Genomic DNA, 16,410 nt, shown 5'->3' with positions numbered 1-16,410 from the left:
TTGACGCGCCATAATCCACCTGATACCATATCCGACTGTTGCACAACTGATGCATGAAGGGCAAGAACATGTACGCAATCGTTTCTACGGGCGGCAAGCAGTATAAAGTCGCCACCGATGACGTCATCACCGTTGAGAAGATCGAGGGCGAGGCCGGTTCCAAGGTCGAGCTCGAGGTTATCTTCCTGAACGACGGCAAGAAGATCGTCACGGATCCTGCCAAGCTCGCCAAGGCTAAGGTCACTGCTGAGATCCTGGAGCAGTTCAAGGGCGAGAAGCAGCTCGTCTACAAGTTCCACAAGCGTAAGCGCTATCACCGCCTCAAGGGCCACCGTCAGCAGCTCACCAAGCTGAAGATCACCAAGGTCCAGGCCACTTCCCGCGCCAAGAAGACCACCAAGGTCGAGGAGCCCGAGGCTCCCGTCGCCGAGTAGTCGACCATTTGTAGTTAGTTAGAGAGCAGGTACCTGACATGGCACACAAAAAAGGTCTCGGTTCCTCCCGCAATGGTCGCGACTCCCGCGGCCAGCGTCTGGGCACCAAGCGTTTTGACGGTCAGACCGTGAAGGCCGGCGAGGTTCTCGTCCGCCAGAACGGCACTCACATCCACCCCGGCGAGAACGTCGGCCGTGGTAAGGACGACACCCTCTTCGCGCTCGTCGAGGGTAAGGTCAAGTTCACCAAGGGCCTCAAGCACCGCGTGAACGTGTACCCCGTCGAGGCGTAGTCCTCACCCTTTTTGCATTTGCATCTTTTGGGAGACCCTCTGAGCGTTTAGCCCGGAGGGTCTCCTTGTGTGTAAAAGGGGTCGGGTGCACACGACACATCTCATTTTGCACAGGGGCATTTGGTAAGCTAGTTGAATGTTTACTGCGAATGCGCGTCGCGCGCATCGCCGTGGATGTGCAATTTGCACCCGTCCCTTTTTACACATAGGGCTTGTCAACATACAAGGAGGGGCTGTGTCCCAGTTCACCGATATTTGCCGCATCAACGTCAAGGGCGGCGACGGCGGCGCCGGCTGCATGTCGTTCCGTCGTGAGGCCTTCGTTCCCAAGGGCGGACCCGACGGCGGCGACGGCGGCCATGGCGGCGATGTTGTCATCCAGGCCGACGCCCAGCTCTCGTCGCTCATCGATTATCGATTCAAGCATCATTTCCGCGCGGAGGCCGGCACGCACGGCAAGGGCTCGCGCAAAGACGGCGCCGACGGCAAGGACCTTATCCTCAAGGTGCCTATGGGCACCGTCATCCGCGAACTCGATCCCACGACGATGGAGCCCGCCTACGATCTGGCCGACCTCACGCACGACGGGGAGCGCGTCGTGGTGGCCCCCGGTGGCACCGGTGGTTTGGGCAACCCGCACTTCGTGACTTCCACGCGTCGTGCTCCGGCGTTCGCTCAAAAGGGCGAGCCCGCCATCGAGCACTGGATCGAGCTTGAGATGAAGCTCATGGCCGATGCAGCCCTCGTGGGTTTCCCGAGCGTCGGTAAGTCCTCGCTCATCGCCCGCATGAGCGCCGCCCGACCCAAGATTGCTGACTACCCGTTCACCACGCTCGTGCCCAATCTCGGCATGGTGCGCGCCGGCGAGTATTCCTATGTCGTTGCCGACGTTCCGGGTCTCATTGAGGGCGCGGCCGAGGGCAAGGGCTTGGGCCATCAGTTCCTGCGTCATGTCGAGCGCACTGCTCTGATCCTGCACGTTGTCGATATCACGGGCAGCTATGAGGGCCGCGATCCCCTCGAGGATTACCGCATCATCAACGATGAGCTCCGCCGCTATGCATCCGACCTTGCCGATCGTCCGCAGATCGTCGTCGCCAACAAGTGCGATGCCTCCGGCGTGGCCGATCGCGTCCAGGCGCTAAAGATGGCCGCCCTCGAGGACGGTCACGAATTCTTCGCCGTTTCCGCGCTTACGGGCGCCGGCCTTCAGACGCTCATGCTCGCCTGCGGTGAGCGCGTGAGCGAGCTGCGTCGCGCCATCGCCGAGGAGCAGGCAGCCGCCCCCGCCTTCGACGAGGAGAAGTGGGAGCGCGCCCGCAAGGCTCGCGACAAGCGCTTCCGTGTACTCCAGGAGGAGCCGGGCGCTTGGCGCGTCACCGGCACCAATCTCGAGCGCATGGTCGTCCAGACCGACTGGGAGAACGAAGAGGCCATCATCTACCTGCAGCACCGCATGGCCCGCATGGGCGTGGACGATGCCCTTATCAAGGCCGGCTGCAAGAATGGCGATGAAGTTCGCATTCTCGGCTACGCCTTCGATTTCGAGGGCATCGACGACGATGAGGATTATGAGGACGACGTCGAGTTCATCGAGTTCGATGTCGACGATGAAGAGCTCGCCACCGAGGATTCTCAGCCCGAGGTCGGTGAGGAGGACCCCGATGTCCTCGCGTGATCGACTGCTGCCCCCGCTCGGCGACGACCCTGAGCGCACGTACCGCCTGGGCATCATGGGCGGAACGTTCGACCCGATTCACTACGGCCACTTGGTCACCGCCGAGCAGGCACGTGAGGCGCTCGATCTTGATCTGGTGCTGTTCATGCCCGCCGGTTCGCCTGCATTCAAGCAGGACAAGCATGTGAGCGACCCCGAGGATCGCTACGCTATGACGGTGTTGGCCACTGCCGCGAACGCGGCGTTCTACGCCAGCCGCTTCGAGATCGATCGTCCTGGCGTCACCTATACGGTCGACACCCTCGGAGAGTTGCGCTCGCGCTATCCCGATAACGTAGAGCTCTACTTCATCACGGGAGCAGACGCGATCATGGATATCCTTGCCTGGCATGACGCCGAGCGCCTCGCATCGCTTGCGACCCTGATCGCCGCGACCCGACCCGGGTACGATATCGAGACGGCCAAGGCCCGCATTACCGCCTCTGGCATCGATTTCGATGTTCGCTATATCGAAATTCCGGCTCTGGCCATCAGCTCGTCTAACATTCGCGAGCTCGTGCGCGACGGCAAGAGCGCGCGCTATCTCACAAGTGAGTCGGTGATGGGTTATATCCAGAAGAACGACTTGTACGTCACGGGAGAATGATCACATGACGCTTTCAGATGAACAGATCGCCGAGCTCGAGGCCGTTCGCGCCAAGCTCGAGGTGCGCATGGTCGAGAAACCCCGCCGCTACCAGCACTCCCTGGGCGTTGCCAAGACGGCTTACGAGATAGCACGCGCATACGACGTGGATTGCTTTTCGGCTGCCCTTGCGGGGCTTTTGCACGATTGGGACAAGGTTTTGGACGATCACGAGCTGCTCGTGAGAGCGGCTCAGTACGGCGTTCGCGTCGCCGGTTCCCCCGCCGCCGCCGTGGGGTTGCTGCACGGTCCTGTTGCCTCTTATGAGCTGCCGCATATTTTCGAGGGCATCGACGCTTCCGTGTGCCAGGCGGTCGCAAGGCACACGGTCGGAGCGGTCGGCATGACGCCGCTCGACATGGTCGTGTTCGTCGCCGATGCGATCGAGCCCGGGCGTCACGGCGACTACGCCGAGCGCCTGCGCGCCATGGTGGGGGAGTCTTCCCTGGAAGAGCTGTTTTTCCAAACGTTCGCGCAGGGTCTCGTTTATGTGATTTCGGGTGGACGCTATCTGTACCCGACCGCCATCGACATCTATAATGCGTACGCAGCAAAGCGAACGCGCTAACCGATCACAGGAAAGGTTTTCCATGACTGACATGACCGACGATCAGCTTCTCGACTACGCCTCCGGCCTGGGCGCTCATGCTGCCGAGGGCAACGCCTCCGTCGAGCGCAGCGCCGCTTCCCCCTCTACGTCCGGCGTTCCCGCCATCGAGGTGGCTCGCGTCGCCGCCGACGCGGCCTCGTTCAAGGGTGCCGAGGACATTTGCATCATCGATCTCACCGAGCTCTCCGATGTCTGCGACTACTTTGTGCTTGCCACCGGCAGCAACACGCGCATGACCGACGCTATCGTCGACGAGGTCGAGGAGAAGGTCGCGAAGGCATTCGGCGAGCATCCGTTCTCGATTGAGGGCCGCGAGGAGCGCAATTGGATCCTCATGGACTACGGTTCGGTCGTCGTCCACTCCTTCACCCCTGAGGCGCGCGAGTACTACCGCCTCGAGAAGCTCTGGGGCGATGCTCCCGTCATCGAGCTCTAATTTCGGCGTATCGCCACACGGGGTTTACGCAAAAGGGCAGGCTATAGTGCCTGCCCTTTCTCATATCCGCAGTGTATTCTGCTCTTCGCTCGCTATATCCGGCGGGCGAGCGTGGCGTAGTGTTTGTACAGCGCTGCGAATTGGCCGCGGTACTTCGGCGCCCACGGTTTATCTCGGCCACAGAAGTGCAGAATCGCAGTGTTGTTCATGACCCAATCGAGCGTTGCCTCGCCTCCGGTACGGATGATGTTGTCGGGGTATTTCCGCGCGTCGTAATTCCACACCTGGTCGGGGACGGGCAATGTGCGCTCGCCATACAGGGCGTTGAAGATGTCCTGGTCGGGGAAGAGCAGCTTTCGCTCGTGCTCCATGGCAAAAGCAAAGATCTCGTCGGGGTCGATGAGTGCTTTGGCCCGCGGCATGTCCATGAGGATCACGCCGGTATTGAAGTAGAGCTCGCTCGTGTTGAGGCGCACGTTGTTGAGGGCCGTTGCCGGATGGATCGCATCGGTATGGGACGCGGCGGCGAATACGCAGGCTCCCAGTTCGATGTCGAAGAGCGGCGTGAGCGGATTGATGATGAGGATGTCGGGGTCGAGATACAGGGCTCGGTCTATGTTGGCGTCGATGACATGCGGCGCCAGCATGCGATAGTACATCTCCTGAGGGTATCGCTCGCTTGAGCGGGCATGCGCGAAGAGCGCCTGGTCCACCATGCGGGGCGCAAGCTCTATCTCGATATGCCCGCAAAAAACCGCAAGAGAATCGAGCGCCACCTGCGGGATACCGCGGTGAAGGAGCCAGACTCGGATACTTTCAGCTCGGTTATTTGCACGCAGCGACAGCAGCATGGTGCGGAGCGGGCCGAGATATCCCTCGTCACAGGTAACGACGATTTCGAGGGTGCGCTGCGTCATGGGTCTCCTTAACGAGGTCGATGCATGTTAGGGCCGCAGGCTACTTGCGAGTCACGTCCTCTCTTGTACCCGCAGCTCGATGTGTAATCGGGTGCAGGTACAAATTGCTCGTCACTTTGGATGGACGTTCTTGTGGCGTGCGAATATGCCGATGTGTAATTTGCACCCGTCCCCAATTACACATCTTCGGGAGCATGTTGCGTGAGGAACTTCGCGGGGTCGACAAGGTCGCCGCCAAAACGGGTGCTCCGCCCAAAGGACACGGCATCGTTGCCAAAGCGCTCGCGCAGGGCGTCGAGCGTGACGGCGAGGTCGCGCTTGTCGCTCGCCATGGCGCCCCGTTCATCGACGGCGCAAAAGAGGTCAGTCTGAATCCCATGGGGGTCGGGCCCAAAATCGCTCACACCCACGCCGGCGAGGCGGATATGCATGCCCCCGGTCCAAATCGAGGCCAGCAGGTCGCATGCGACCGCTCCGAACACGTTCTCATCGTCGGTCGCGTGTGCGAGCTTGCGCTGGATCGTCCTACCTTCGCCAAAGGAATACTTAAGCTTGAGCGTGACGGTTCGTCCCGCCAGTCCACGCCGGCGGAGCCTGGCACCCACCGATTCGGCGAGCAGCTGTATCGCCGCCTTGACGTCGCTGGGGTCGGTGAGGTCGTGCGCGAAAGTCCGCTCGTTGCTGATGGATTTGACGTCGTCGGGCGCATCGATAGCCCGAACTTCGCTGACCTCGAGCCCCGCGGCCCTTCGACGCGCGAGTTCGGTGTTGATGCCGAAGATGGGTGAGAGGAGGCCGTCGGACGCTTCTGCAAGCTGCCCGAGTGTCCGTATCCCCACGCGCGCAAGTGCGCTTTCGACGGCGGCACCGATGCCGCTCATGGCGCGGACGGGTAGCGGTGCGAGAAATCCGTGCTCGGTTCCAGGCGTCACGATGGTGAGCCCGCGGGGCTTGTCCCGCTCGCTGGCGATCTTTGCGACGGTCTTGTTGCGACCCAGCCCGATTGAGCAGGTGACGCCCAGTTCTGAGACACGGCGGCCGATGCGCTGCGCTATCTGAATGGGATGTTCGTCGCAAAACCGGCCGGGGCTGATGTCGAAGAACGCCTCGTCTATGGATACGCGGTCGACGAATGGGGTCTCATCTGCGAGAATGGCCATGACGCGCGCGCTCATCTCGCGATAGCGATCGAAGTGGCCGGGCGTCCAGATGGCCTCGGGGCACAGGCGTTTGGCCTGGGCGGACGACATGGCCGAGCGAACACCGTAGACTCGCGCCTCATATGAGCATGTGGAGACGACGCCGCGTTTTTCGGGCGAACCGCCCACGATCACGGGCTTTCCGCGCCATTCCGGATGATCGAGCTGCTCGACGCTCGCAAAGAACGCATCGAGATCCATCAGCCCGATTGCAGGGCCGTTCCACGAGCCGAAGAGCTCTGGGGCGAGACCGTATGTATGTTCGCTTGTGTTCATGCTGTCAGTATATCGACAATTGCCGATGTACGCTGCATGAACATGCTTGCAATCGCGCAAATCTCAGATAAGATATGGATTTGCTTGCGACTTTCCAAATGAAGCCGGTCTCAAACGCTTCCCGTCGAGTCGTTTGGCACGGTAATTGTCCTGGTTAGGAATGCAGCAATCGCTGCGGAAAAGAAGGAGTTTGCATGGCTGTCAAGATTCGCCTCGCTCGTCATGGTTCCAAGAAGCGCCCGTACTACCGCGTCGTCGTCGCCGATTCCCGCACCCGTCGCGATGGTCGCCCCATCGAGGAGGTCGGTCGTTACAACCCGATGACCACCCCCAAGACCATCTCCCTCGACCTCGAGAAGATCGCCGACTGGCAGTCCAAGGGCGCTCAGCTCACCGACGCCGTCGCCGCTCTGGTGAAGGCCGCCAACGAGGGCGAGAAGACCGCCGCCGCCCCCAAGAAGTCCAAGAAGCAGCTCGCCAAGGAGGCCGAGGAGGCCGCCCGCAAGGCCGAGGAAGAGGCCGCTGCCGCTGCCGAGGCTTCCGAGGAGTAAAACGTGTCTGAGGAGCTGCTCTTGGAATCCCTCGTTGATGAGGCCATCGACGCCACCGAGGCGGAGGAGCTCGTCTCCGACCGTATCGCCGATCTTGTTGAGTATCTCGTCTGCAGCATCGTCGACGATGCCGACGGCGTTTCGCTCGAGGTGATCGACGGTGCCGACTCGTCGACCATCGAGGTCACCGTCGCCGAGGGCGACGTGGCCAAGGTTATTGGTCGCCACGGTCGCACCATCAAGGCCATTCGTACGCTCGCCCGCGCCCTCGCTGCTCGTCTCGACACTTCCGTCGAGGTCGAGGTCCTGGGTTAGGCCCGTGCGCGCCGCCTATAAGAACATCGCCCGTGTGGTTCGCCCGCACGGCACCAAAGGGGAGGTTCTCGTGGCTCCGCTGCGAGGCCTTCCCCTTTTGCTTACCGAGTCGATGCAAGTGCATCTGACCCCGCCCGCCCTCAAGCGGGAGCGTACCTCGACCGTCGAGTCCCTTTCCGTCACGCCCGAGGGCGCCCGCGTGCGCTTCTCCTGCGCTCACAATCTCGATGACGCCGAGAGCTTGACGGGTTGCTATGTCCTCGCATCCTGCGATGACTTCGAGCTCGGTCGTCTCGATTCGGCCGTTGGAGACCTGCTGGGCCGCTCTGTCGTCGATGAGCGTTTCGGTGATTTGGGCTCTATCGTCGAAGTCATGGAGACCCCTGCGAACGATGTCTGGGCGCTGGATGGTTCGTCGCACGGGGAGGTCCTCATGCCCGTTATCGACGAAGTCATCGTCGAGCTGCCCGAAGAGGGGGCCATCACCGTCCACATCATGGACGGTCTGCTCGATCTCTAAACGCTGAGAGGAGTGCTCATGCTCATCGAGACCCTCTCGGTCTTTCCCGAGCTTTTCGAACCCTATATGTCCACGTCGATCATGGGTCGCGCCCGTGCGCGCGGCTTGTTCGATTTTGCCGCGTACGATTTGCGCGATTGGACGCATGATCGCCATCGCACCGTGGACGATGCGCCCTTTGGTGGCGGCGCCGGCATGCTCATGAAGGTCGAGCCCCTTCATGAGGCGATTTGCGATATCTCGTCGAGGGGGGAGTATTCGCCCCGCGTTGTGTTTTTCACCCCGTGCGGCGAGCCCTTCACGCAAGAGGTCGCCGAACGTCTCTCTGGATGCGATCGCATCCTGTTCGTCTGCGGACGTTACGAGGGTATGGATGAGCGCGCCTATGACCTCGCGGACGAGCGCCTTTCGATTGGCGATTACGTTCTGACCGGCGGCGAACTTCCCGCCCTCGTGGTCTCCGACGCCATCATCCGCCTGATCCCCGGTGCGCTCGGCAACGACATGGGCAGCGTCGACGAATCGTTCTCGACCTCCGATGATGGCGGGTTGCTCGAATACGCTCAGTACACGAGGCCTGCCGATTTCAACGGATCTTCCGTACCGGACGTCCTGCTCTCGGGCGACCATGCCAAAGTCGCGGCCTGGCGCCGTTGGAACGCCATCGAGCGCACCTGCCGTTGGCGCCCCGACCTCATCGACTCCGCGCGCCTGACCGACGCCGAGCGTCGGCGCGCCCTCGATCTGATCGAGCAGTTCCAGTCCGGTGATGATCAGGCCGTATCTGATGGAGAGGCTATCGATGAGTGACATTTCTGAGGCCCTTGACGGCACTGCTGCCCAATCTGCGCCTTCGAATGAGTCCGAGCGCCTGGATGGACCTGATCGCGAGCCCAAGTGGAAGGGTCTTCTCGAGTGGCTCGGCGTCTTTGTTGTCGCCTTCGTCGTCTTCGCCCTGATTCGCGTGTTCGTCGTCTCGCCATTCGTTGTTCCGAGCGGCTCCATGGAACCGACCATTCTTGTTGGCGATCAGGTTTTCGCCCAGCGCGTCAGCGCACATTTCGGCGATACGCCCGAGGTCGGCGATATCGTCGTGTTCAAGAATCCCGTCTCCGATTCCAGCCACGAGATTTTGGTGAAGCGTGTCGTGGCTCGCGCCGGCCAGACGGTCGACATGATCGACGGGCAGGTATATGTCGACGGGGTCGCCTTGAAGGAGCCCTATGTCGTTGGCGAGAGCTACCCGCTGCCCATGCAGGCTCCGGGGGTTTCGGTCGACTACCCGTATGTCGTTCCAGAAGGTTCGCTGTGGATGATGGGGGACAACCGTGAGAACTCCTCCGATTCCAGGTACTTCGGGGCCGTTCCCACGGACAACGTCGTGGGGACCGTCTTTTTCCGATATTGGCCGTTCTCGCGGATCGGCTCGATGTAACGCTAGAATATAAGCTTGTTTGACCGTACGAATGAGGGGGAGCGCCGCAGGATGAATCCGAACGCATTGACCTTCCAAGAGATGATTCTCAAGCTCGAGGAGTATTGGGCCGGCCATGGCTGCACCGTTATGCAGCCCTACGATTCCGAGGTGGGTGCCGGTACGTTCCACACCGCCACGTTGCTTCGCAGCCTCGGCAAGAAGCCGTGGCGCACGTGCTACCCGCAGCCCTGCCGCCGTCCCGCCGATGGCCGCTATGGCGAGAATCCCAATCGCATGCAGCACTATTACCAGTTCCAGGTGCTCATTAAGCCGAGCCCCGAGAACTCCCAGGAGCTGTACCTGGACTCTCTGACCGCCATCGGCCTCGATCCTGCTGAGCACGACGTCCGCTTCGTCGAGGACGACTGGGAGAGCCCGACGCTCGGTGCCTGGGGCCTCGGTTGGGAGGTTTGGCTGGACGGCATGGAGGTCACCCAGTTCACCTACTTCCAGCAGGTCGGCGGCATCGAGTGCGATCCGGTTCCCGTCGAGATCACCTATGGCCTCGAGCGCATCGCAATGTACGCTCAGGGCGTCACGAGCGTCTACGACCTGGTCTGGAGCTATCTGCCCGACGGCACGCCCATGACCTACGGTGAGGTCTTCCTTGAGAACGAGCGTGAGTTCTCCGCCTACAACTTCGAGGTCGCCAACGTCGATATGATGCGCCAGAAGTTCGATGATTTCGAGGCCGAATGCCATGCATGCCTCGAGGCCAGGCTCCCGCTGCCCGCCTATGACTGCGTCATGAAGTGCAGCCACAGCTTCAATATCCTGGATGCCCGCGGCGCTATTTCCGCCACTGAGCGCGCGGCGTACATCCTGCGCGTCCGCACGCTCGCCAAGGCGTGCTGTGAGTCCTATTTGGCCGAGGTTGCCGGTGATGCGGCCGCGTCCGATAGCGTTGAGAAGGGGGAGGTGGCCTAAGTGGCGAACACCCGTGATTTCCTGTTCGAGCTCGGTGTCGAGGAGATGCCCTCCGCCCCGCTCAACAATGCCGTCAAGCAGCTTGAATCCCTGATGGGCAAGGGTCTCGACGAGGCCGGGCTCGCCCACGGCGCGATTCGCGTCATCTCTTCGCCGCGCCGCCTGGCCGTGCTCGTGAGCGACGTTGCCGAGGCGACGGAGGAGATTCACTCCGTCCTGCGCGGTCCCTCCGCCAAGATCGCCTTCGACGCTGAGGGCAATCCCACCAAGGCCGCCGAGGGCTTTGCCCGCAAAAACGGTCTCACCGCTCGTGAATTGGTCCGTCGCGAGGACGCCGATGGCACCGAGTACGTCTTTGCTGAGCAGAATACTCCCTCGGAGCCCGCGCTCCCCATCCTGACGCGTGTGTGTGAGGGCCTCATCCCGTCCATCCAGTGGCCGAACTACCGTAGCCAGCGTTGGGGCAGCGAGCATGCCACCTTCGTCCGCCCAGTTCGTTGGATCTGCTGCCTCTTCGGTGAGGAGGTCGTCCCGGTCTCCTTTGCCGACGTTGTGAGCGGCAACACCACGCGCGGCCATCGCGTGCTTTCCCCCGGTGAGCACCTCGTCGCCAGCACGGATGCCTACGAGGATGTTCTCGAGTCCGCCCATGTCCTGTCCGCCGAGCGTCGCGAGCAGGTCATCCGCGAGGGTATCGCCAAGGTCGAATCCGAGCTCGGCGTGCGCGTTGATACTCCTGCGAAGGTGTTCGACGAGGTCGTCAATCTCTGTGAGTGGCCGACGGTACTCGTGGGCCACTTCGACGAGGAGTTCCTGAACGTCCCGTCCGAGATCATCTGCGAGTCCATGCTGTCCAACCAGCGTTACTTCCCGACGTATGACGCGGAAGGCAAACTGACCCGTGCGTTCGTCGTTGTCTCCAACGGCGACCCCAAGGCCAGCGCCACCGTGATCGACGGCAATGAGCGCGTCGTCCGCGCGCGCCTCTACGACGCCAAGTTCTTCTACGATGAGGACCTCAAGGTCGACCTCGAAGTGTTCCGCGAGCGCTTGGCCTCCGTTGGCTTCCAACAGAAGCTCGGCACCGTGCTTCAGAAGTCAGACCGCATGGAGGACCTGGCCCTCGCCATCGCTCGCGAGGCCCATCTCGGTGCCCACGCGGCGTCCAGCGCTCAGCGTGCCGCCCACCTGGCCAAGGCCGACCTCGTGTCCTCTGCGGTCGTCGAGTTCACCAGCCAGCAGGGCGTGATGGGTGGCTACTATGCCACCGCAGCGGGCGAGGAGCCCGAGGTTGCCGCCGCCATTCGCGATCATTATCGTCCCCGCTTTGCCGGCGACGATCTGCCCGAGGGCATCGCCGGCTGCATCGTTGCCGTCGCCGACAAGCTCGACACTATTGCAGGCATGTTCGCCATCGACGAGCCTCCCACCGGCTCCAAGGATCCCTTCGCGCTGCGCCGTTCCGCCATCGGCGTCCTCAACATCCTCCGCACGCGTCTGAAGTGCGGGTATGAGGCGATCGTCGACGCTGCGCTCGAGGGCTACCTGGAGCAGGGCCTTGAGTTCGACAAGGCTGCCGTGGCTGCATCCGTCTGCGCGTTCATCAAGGGCCGCATGGCCCAGATGGCCCGCGATGAGAAGGTTTCCGCCGACACCGTGGCCGCCGTCTCCGACGGCGACGTCACCGTTCCCGTGCACTTCTTCGAGCTCGCGCATGCTCTCGAGGAGGCACGCGCCAACGACCGCGAGGCCTTCACCAACCTCGCCACCGCTTATGCGCGTGCCGCCCACCTCGCCGACGCGGAGCTCGGCACCAAGGTCGACCGCAATCTCATGGGCGACGCCGAGCTTGCCCTACTGGATGCGACCGACGTCGCGCGCGATGAAGTTGCCTCGGCGCTTGACGCTCGTGATTTCAAGGCCGTCATCGTCGCCCTTGCGGCTCTGCGCGGTCCCATCGATGCGTTCTTCGACGATGTCATGGTCATGGATGAGGACCTGGTCGTTCGCGAGAACAGGCTCCGCCTGCTCAACCGCTTTGAGAGTGTGTTTGCCGGCATTGCCAACATCGGTGAGATGGCTCGCAAGTAGCGCCTGCTTCGAAGCGTTCATAGCTTGATTGGAGGGTCCGTGAGGGCCCTCTTTTCATATGGGCACTGTTCGGCCATGAGGATTCTTCGCGGCCGCCGTTCATCCAAAAGGATGGTCTCCTCGGTGCCCGACGTCGAGGCCGTACGCTATAGTCGCCTTGATGTGAAGACTCGTTCGAAGGGGGGCTCCATGACCAAGCGTTTTGCACACCAAGTCGTCCTCGTCGTTTCCGATTCGCTGGGTGTGACGGGTTATGAGGTCGTTCGTGCTGCATGCGGCCAGTTCGACGGAGTCGAGATCGCCGTCGAGCGCCTGACGAAAGTCAACGACGCGGACATGGTCGAGGAGACTGTCCGGCAGCTCTTGGGTGAGGGGAGCACGCTCAGCGTTCTGTACACCATCGCCGACGGTGCCTTGCGCGCCGAGGTCGGTGAGCGGCTTCGGGCAATGGGCGTCAACGGTGTCGACGTGCTCGGTCCAGCCGTCCAGGCATTGAGTGAGAGCTCGGGAGTCGCGCCGAGTGGGATTGCGGGGTCCATCCATCGTACGGATGAGGAGTATTTCAAACGCATCGAGGCTATGGAGTATTTTGTCGAGCATGACGATGGACGTGGCGCCGATGACTTGGATGACGCCGATATCGTCCTTATCGGCATCTCACGTACCGGTAAAACGCCGCTGTCCATGTACCTCGCTCATCTTGGGTATCGCGTTGCGAACATCCCTCTCGTTCCAGGTGTAGAGCCGCCGGCGTCCCTGTTTTCCGTCGATTCCGGAAAGGTCTTTGGCCTCATCTCCACGACCGAAGTCGTTGCGACAATTCGCGACCGGCGCCTCGGCGACGATATGAGTCGCGCCGTCGCTTCCGACTACGCCGATCCCGAACGTGTTCGTACGGAGATGGATGAGGCCCGGTCGCTTATCAAAAAGCTCGGATGCATTTCCGTTCGCACGGACGGAAATGCTATCGAGGAGTCCGCGGCCGAGATTCTCGAGCGCATGAGGCGGGTGCGCATCGGTCGCGAGCGCCGTCGAGAGCATCTGGATGCGCAATCGTTTTAGCATATTCTAGCTGCAGTGGTATCTTCATCGAGTAACCACATGCGCGACCGTTTGCCGTGCGCATTGCGCCGCTCGGCCCCATATCCCCGCATCTTCACAGGTATTTCCAATCGCCCCCGTAGAGTTCCCTTAACCCGCAGAAGCGCGGTATGGCAAACGATATGGCCCGGCTTCGGGTCGATAGGGGGTCCGTGTGACTACGATGCAGCGCGTGTACAAATTCGGTGGCGGCGTGGCCTCGCCCGACGTGACCGAGGGCGACGCCTCGATGAACTACATCCTCGGCGGCAAGGGTGCAAACCTCGCCGAGATGTGCCGCATCGGCCTTCCTGTGCCCCCGGGCTTCACCATCACGTGCCAGACTTGCGTCGAGTATGACGAGGCGGGGAGCAACTGGCCCGATGGCGCCCTCGACGAGATCGAGGCGGCAACGCGCGACCTCGAGGCTCGTATGGGAAAGCGCCTGGGAGATGCCGCGGATCCGCTACTCGTCTCGGTCCGCTCCGGAGCGCCGTTCTCCATGCCGGGCATGATGGACACCGTGTTGAACCTCGGCCTCAACGATGAATCCGTGATGGGCCTCATCGCCCAGACCGACAACCCTCACTTCGCATGGGATTCGTATCGCAGGTTCATCCAGATGTTCTCCAACGTGGTGCTGGGTATCGATGCCGACCTGTTCGAGAACGCCATCGCCGAGCGACGCCTGATCGCCGGGGTCCGCACCGATGCCGAGCTCTCCGATGAAGATCTCCGCGATCTTGTCGATGAGTTCAAGGAGATTTTCGTCCGAGAGGTCGATGCCTCCGCGTACCCCGAGCTCATTGTGGACGGGACTGTTGCCTTCCCCGCAGATCCCTGCCTTCAGCTGCGCTTGGCCATCCAGGCCGTGTTCGGCAGCTGGATGAATGAGCGCGCCTGCATCTACCGCCAGCGCAACCGCATCCCCGACGATCTCGGCACCGCCGTCAACGTCCAAGTCATGGTATTCGGCAACAAGGGAGAGACCTCCGCGACCGGCGTCGCGTTCACGCGCGACCCTGCCTGCGGTGCGCGGGGAACCTATGGCGACTTCCTTGTGAACGCGCAGGGCGAGGATGTCGTCGCCGGCATCCGCAACACCGAGCCCATCTCCGGTCTCGCGAACGTCCCCGGGCTGGAGGAGGCCGCGGCCGAGCTTGACCGCGTCTTCGGCATCCTTGAGGGCCATTATCGCGATATGTGCGACATCGAATTCACTATCGAGCAGGGCAAGTTGTGGATGCTGCAGACGCGTGCGGGCAAGCGTACGGCCGCAGCGGCGTTGCGCATCGCGATCGACATGGTCGAGGAGGGGCTCATCTCCCGCGATGAGGCGCTTATGCGCATCGATCCCTCGCAGCTCGACCAGCTCTTGCATCCTCAGTTCGACACCTCCGCCGCCGTCGACGTGCTTGCGCGCGGCCTCAACGCGAGCCCCGGTGCCGCTGTGGGCGAGATTGTCTTTTCCTCCGACGACGCCGTCGCCGTCCATGAGGCCGGGCGCCCCGCAATCCTCGTGCGCTGGGAGACGAACCCCGATGACCTCAAAGGCATGGTCGCCGCTGAGGGCATCTTGACGAGCCATGGTGGAAAGACGAGTCATGCTGCCGTTATCGCGAGAGGCATGGGGACGCCGTGCGTGTGCGGTGTCGAGAGCTTCCGCATCGATGCCGCCGCGAAAGAGGTTCACGTTCTGGGAACCGATATCGTGCTGCACGAAGGTGACGTCATCTCCATAGACGGCGGTCAGGGCATCGTTGTCGCCGGCGCGGTGCCGCTTGTCAAGCCCGAGCTGACCGGAGACCTTGACACCGTTCTCAGCTGGGCGGACGACGTTCGCCTCGATGAGTCCGACGGGCGCGGATACCACGTGCGCGTCAACGCCGATAACCCCGAGGACGCCGAGCTTGCCCTTGAATTCGGCGCCGAGGCCATCGGCCTGTGCCGCACGGAGCATATGTTCCTCGGCGATCGCAAGCAGATCATCCAGTCCTTCATCCTCTCCGACGATGCCGATGTGCGCGCCAAGGCGCTCGAGGACCTGCTCGCCGTCCAAACTGAAGATTTCGTCACCATGCTGCGCACCATGACCGGACGCGCCATGGTCATCCGACTCATTGATCCGCCACTTCATGAGTTCCTCGACGATCCTCGCGAGCTTGCCGTTGAGATCGCGCGTAAAGAGGCCCTGGGCCAGGACGTTTCCGATGCTCGCAAGCGCCTGCGCCTCATTGACGGGATGATGGAGTCCAACCCCATGCTTGGCCTTCGCGGCGTGCGTCTCTCCATCGTCTATGCCGACCTTCCGTTGATGCAGGTGCGCGCCGTCGCGTCCGCCGCCGCCCGCCTCAAGCTCGAGGGCTTCGATCCACGCCCCGAGATCATGATTCCGCTCGTGTCCATCACCGAGGAGCATGTCCAGACCCGTGCGGTCGCCGAGCGCGTCATCATGGATGTCGAGGCGGAGTACGGCGTGAAACTCGACATTCCCATTGGAACTATGATCGAGCTGCCGCGCGCTTGCCTGGTCGCCGACGAGATCGCGGCCCATGCCGACTTCTTCTGCTTCGGTACGAACGATCTCACACAGACGACCTTCGGTTTCTCACGAGATGATGCCGAGGCTAAATTCCTTCCCGCCTATCTGCATGAGAAGGTGCTGGCTTCAAATCCCTTCGAGACCGTCGATCCCGCCGTCCTTCAGTTGGTGAAGATGGCCGTCGACAAGGGTCGTGCCGTCACACCCGAAATGCATTTCGGCGTCTGCGGTGAGCATGGCGGCGACCCGACGTCGATCGTCGACTTCTTCAACACGGCAGGCGTGGACTATGTAAGCTGCTCTCCGTATCGCGTCCCGCTCGCCCGACTCGCGGCTGCACGCGCCAAGCTCACTTGCGCTCGCTAACGGCGCGAACCGA

Annotated in this window: 17 protein-coding genes; 15 read left to right on the top strand and 2 right to left on the bottom strand. The window is 62.1% G+C overall.

Going from position 1 to position 16,410, the window contains the following annotated elements; translation table 11 throughout:
- The first annotated feature begins 68 nt into the window (after positions 1-68).
- The 6 genes from rplU (at position 69) to rsfS (ending at position 4,136) form a co-directional block, all read left to right on the top strand.
- Positions 69-434: a 50S ribosomal protein L21 gene (rplU, locus tag AOBCEHNH_RS03560; RefSeq protein WP_039910251.1), complete on the top strand. Its 366-nt coding sequence runs from the start codon at positions 69-71 to the stop codon at positions 432-434.
- A 38-nt stretch (positions 435-472) separates the two neighbouring features.
- Entirely contained in the window at positions 473-727 is a 255-nt protein-coding gene (gene rpmA / locus AOBCEHNH_RS03555; RefSeq protein WP_006722622.1) for a 50S ribosomal protein L27, read from the top strand.
- A gap of 235 nt (positions 728-962) precedes the next feature.
- Positions 963-2,405, top strand: a complete 1,443-nt coding sequence (obgE, locus tag AOBCEHNH_RS03550; protein ID WP_152063180.1) for a GTPase ObgE — start codon at positions 963-965, stop codon at positions 2,403-2,405.
- On the top strand, positions 2,392-3,051 hold the full coding sequence (gene nadD / locus AOBCEHNH_RS03545) for a nicotinate-nucleotide adenylyltransferase (RefSeq protein WP_152063179.1): 660 nt from the start codon (positions 2,392-2,394) through the stop codon (positions 3,049-3,051). The genes obgE and nadD overlap by 14 nt, the downstream gene beginning before the upstream one ends.
- A 4-nt stretch (positions 3,052-3,055) precedes the next feature.
- A complete protein-coding gene (gene yqeK, locus AOBCEHNH_RS03540; RefSeq protein ID WP_152063178.1) occupies positions 3,056-3,658 on the top strand; it encodes a bis(5'-nucleosyl)-tetraphosphatase (symmetrical) YqeK in 603 nt (200 codons plus the stop codon).
- 22 nt (positions 3,659-3,680) lie between these two features.
- Entirely contained in the window at positions 3,681-4,136 is a 456-nt protein-coding gene (rsfS, locus tag AOBCEHNH_RS03535) for a ribosome silencing factor (RefSeq protein WP_152063177.1), read from the top strand.
- A gap of 92 nt (positions 4,137-4,228) precedes the next feature.
- On the opposite strand, the gene AOBCEHNH_RS03530 is transcribed toward rsfS, so the two are convergent.
- Both AOBCEHNH_RS03530 and dinB read right to left on the bottom strand, forming a co-directional pair.
- Entirely contained in the window at positions 4,229-5,053 is an 825-nt protein-coding gene (locus AOBCEHNH_RS03530) for a glycosyltransferase family 8 protein (protein WP_152063176.1), read from the bottom strand.
- A 176-nt stretch (positions 5,054-5,229) separates the two neighbouring features.
- On the bottom strand, positions 5,230-6,528 hold the full coding sequence (gene dinB / locus AOBCEHNH_RS03525; protein WP_152063175.1) for a DNA polymerase IV: 1,299 nt from the start codon (positions 6,526-6,528) through the stop codon (positions 5,230-5,232).
- A 194-nt stretch (positions 6,529-6,722) separates the two neighbouring features.
- Here dinB and rpsP point away from each other — a divergent pair, with 194 nt between their 5' ends.
- From rpsP to ppdK, 9 genes are all read left to right on the top strand, one after another.
- Positions 6,723-7,079: a 30S ribosomal protein S16 gene (rpsP, locus tag AOBCEHNH_RS03520; protein ID WP_006722631.1), complete on the top strand. Its 357-nt coding sequence runs from the start codon at positions 6,723-6,725 to the stop codon at positions 7,077-7,079.
- A gap of 3 nt (positions 7,080-7,082) precedes the next feature.
- A complete protein-coding gene (locus AOBCEHNH_RS03515) occupies positions 7,083-7,394 on the top strand; it encodes a KH domain-containing protein (protein WP_006722632.1) in 312 nt (103 codons plus the stop codon).
- A gap of 4 nt (positions 7,395-7,398) precedes the next feature.
- On the top strand, positions 7,399-7,914 hold the full coding sequence (locus AOBCEHNH_RS03510) for a ribosome maturation factor RimM (RefSeq protein ID WP_152063174.1): 516 nt from the start codon (positions 7,399-7,401) through the stop codon (positions 7,912-7,914).
- Positions 7,915-7,932: 18 nt separating this feature from the next.
- Positions 7,933-8,724 (top strand): tRNA (guanosine(37)-N1)-methyltransferase TrmD, encoded by a 792-nt coding sequence (gene trmD / locus AOBCEHNH_RS03505; protein ID WP_152063173.1) that lies wholly within the window; start codon positions 7,933-7,935, stop codon positions 8,722-8,724.
- The gene (gene lepB / locus AOBCEHNH_RS03500) at positions 8,717-9,349 is read left to right on the top strand and encodes a signal peptidase I (protein ID WP_193221165.1); all 633 of its coding nucleotides are present in this window, start codon (positions 8,717-8,719) and stop codon (positions 9,347-9,349) included. The genes trmD and lepB overlap by 8 nt, the downstream gene beginning before the upstream one ends.
- A 51-nt stretch (positions 9,350-9,400) precedes the next feature.
- On the top strand, positions 9,401-10,318 hold the full coding sequence (locus AOBCEHNH_RS03495) for a glycine--tRNA ligase subunit alpha (protein ID WP_152063172.1): 918 nt from the start codon (positions 9,401-9,403) through the stop codon (positions 10,316-10,318).
- On the top strand, positions 10,319-12,409 hold the full coding sequence (gene glyS / locus AOBCEHNH_RS03490; protein WP_152063171.1) for a glycine--tRNA ligase subunit beta: 2,091 nt from the start codon (positions 10,319-10,321) through the stop codon (positions 12,407-12,409).
- Positions 12,410-12,598: 189 nt separating this feature from the next.
- Entirely contained in the window at positions 12,599-13,471 is an 873-nt protein-coding gene (locus tag AOBCEHNH_RS03485) for a pyruvate, water dikinase regulatory protein (RefSeq protein ID WP_152063170.1), read from the top strand.
- 202 nt (positions 13,472-13,673) lie between these two features.
- Complete coding sequence (gene ppdK / locus AOBCEHNH_RS03480) at positions 13,674-16,397, top strand: pyruvate, phosphate dikinase (protein ID WP_193221187.1); 2,724 nt, start codon at positions 13,674-13,676, stop codon at positions 16,395-16,397.
- The last annotated feature ends 13 nt before the right edge of the window (positions 16,398-16,410 follow it).

The organism is Collinsella intestinalis (assembly GCF_902501455.1).
In the GTDB taxonomy this organism is placed as follows: Bacteria; Actinomycetota; Coriobacteriia; order Coriobacteriales; family Coriobacteriaceae; genus Collinsella; species Collinsella intestinalis.
Note: the sequence above shows the minus strand (reverse complement) of the source record. Positions and strands in the feature narration are given on the sequence as shown.

What these genes read in the sequence shown, in the direction of transcription:
- rplU (WP_039910251.1), top strand. Translation starts at nt 69, where the DNA reads ATGTACGCAATCGTTTCTACGGGCGGCAAGCAGTATAAAGTCGCCACC.
- rpmA (WP_006722622.1), top strand. Translation starts at nt 473, where the DNA reads ATGGCACACAAAAAAGGTCTCGGTTCCTCCCGCAATGGTCGCGACTCC.
- nadD (WP_152063179.1), top strand. Translation starts at nt 2,392, where the DNA reads ATGTCCTCGCGTGATCGACTGCTGCCCCCGCTCGGCGACGACCCTGAG.
- yqeK (WP_152063178.1), top strand. Translation starts at nt 3,056, where the DNA reads ATGACGCTTTCAGATGAACAGATCGCCGAGCTCGAGGCCGTTCGCGCC.
- rsfS (WP_152063177.1), top strand. Translation starts at nt 3,681, where the DNA reads ATGACTGACATGACCGACGATCAGCTTCTCGACTACGCCTCCGGCCTG.
- AOBCEHNH_RS03530 (WP_152063176.1), bottom strand. Translation starts at nt 5,053, where the DNA reads ATGACGCAGCGCACCCTCGAAATCGTCGTTACCTGTGACGAGGGATAT.
- dinB (WP_152063175.1), bottom strand. Translation starts at nt 6,528, where the DNA reads ATGAACACAAGCGAACATACATACGGTCTCGCCCCAGAGCTCTTCGGC.
- rpsP (WP_006722631.1), top strand. Translation starts at nt 6,723, where the DNA reads ATGGCTGTCAAGATTCGCCTCGCTCGTCATGGTTCCAAGAAGCGCCCG.
- trmD (WP_152063173.1), top strand. Translation starts at nt 7,933, where the DNA reads ATGCTCATCGAGACCCTCTCGGTCTTTCCCGAGCTTTTCGAACCCTAT.
- lepB (WP_193221165.1), top strand. Translation starts at nt 8,717, where the DNA reads ATGAGTGACATTTCTGAGGCCCTTGACGGCACTGCTGCCCAATCTGCG.
- AOBCEHNH_RS03495 (WP_152063172.1), top strand. Translation starts at nt 9,401, where the DNA reads ATGAATCCGAACGCATTGACCTTCCAAGAGATGATTCTCAAGCTCGAG.
- AOBCEHNH_RS03485 (WP_152063170.1), top strand. Translation starts at nt 12,599, where the DNA reads ATGACCAAGCGTTTTGCACACCAAGTCGTCCTCGTCGTTTCCGATTCG.
- ppdK (WP_193221187.1), top strand. Translation starts at nt 13,674, where the DNA reads ATGCAGCGCGTGTACAAATTCGGTGGCGGCGTGGCCTCGCCCGACGTG.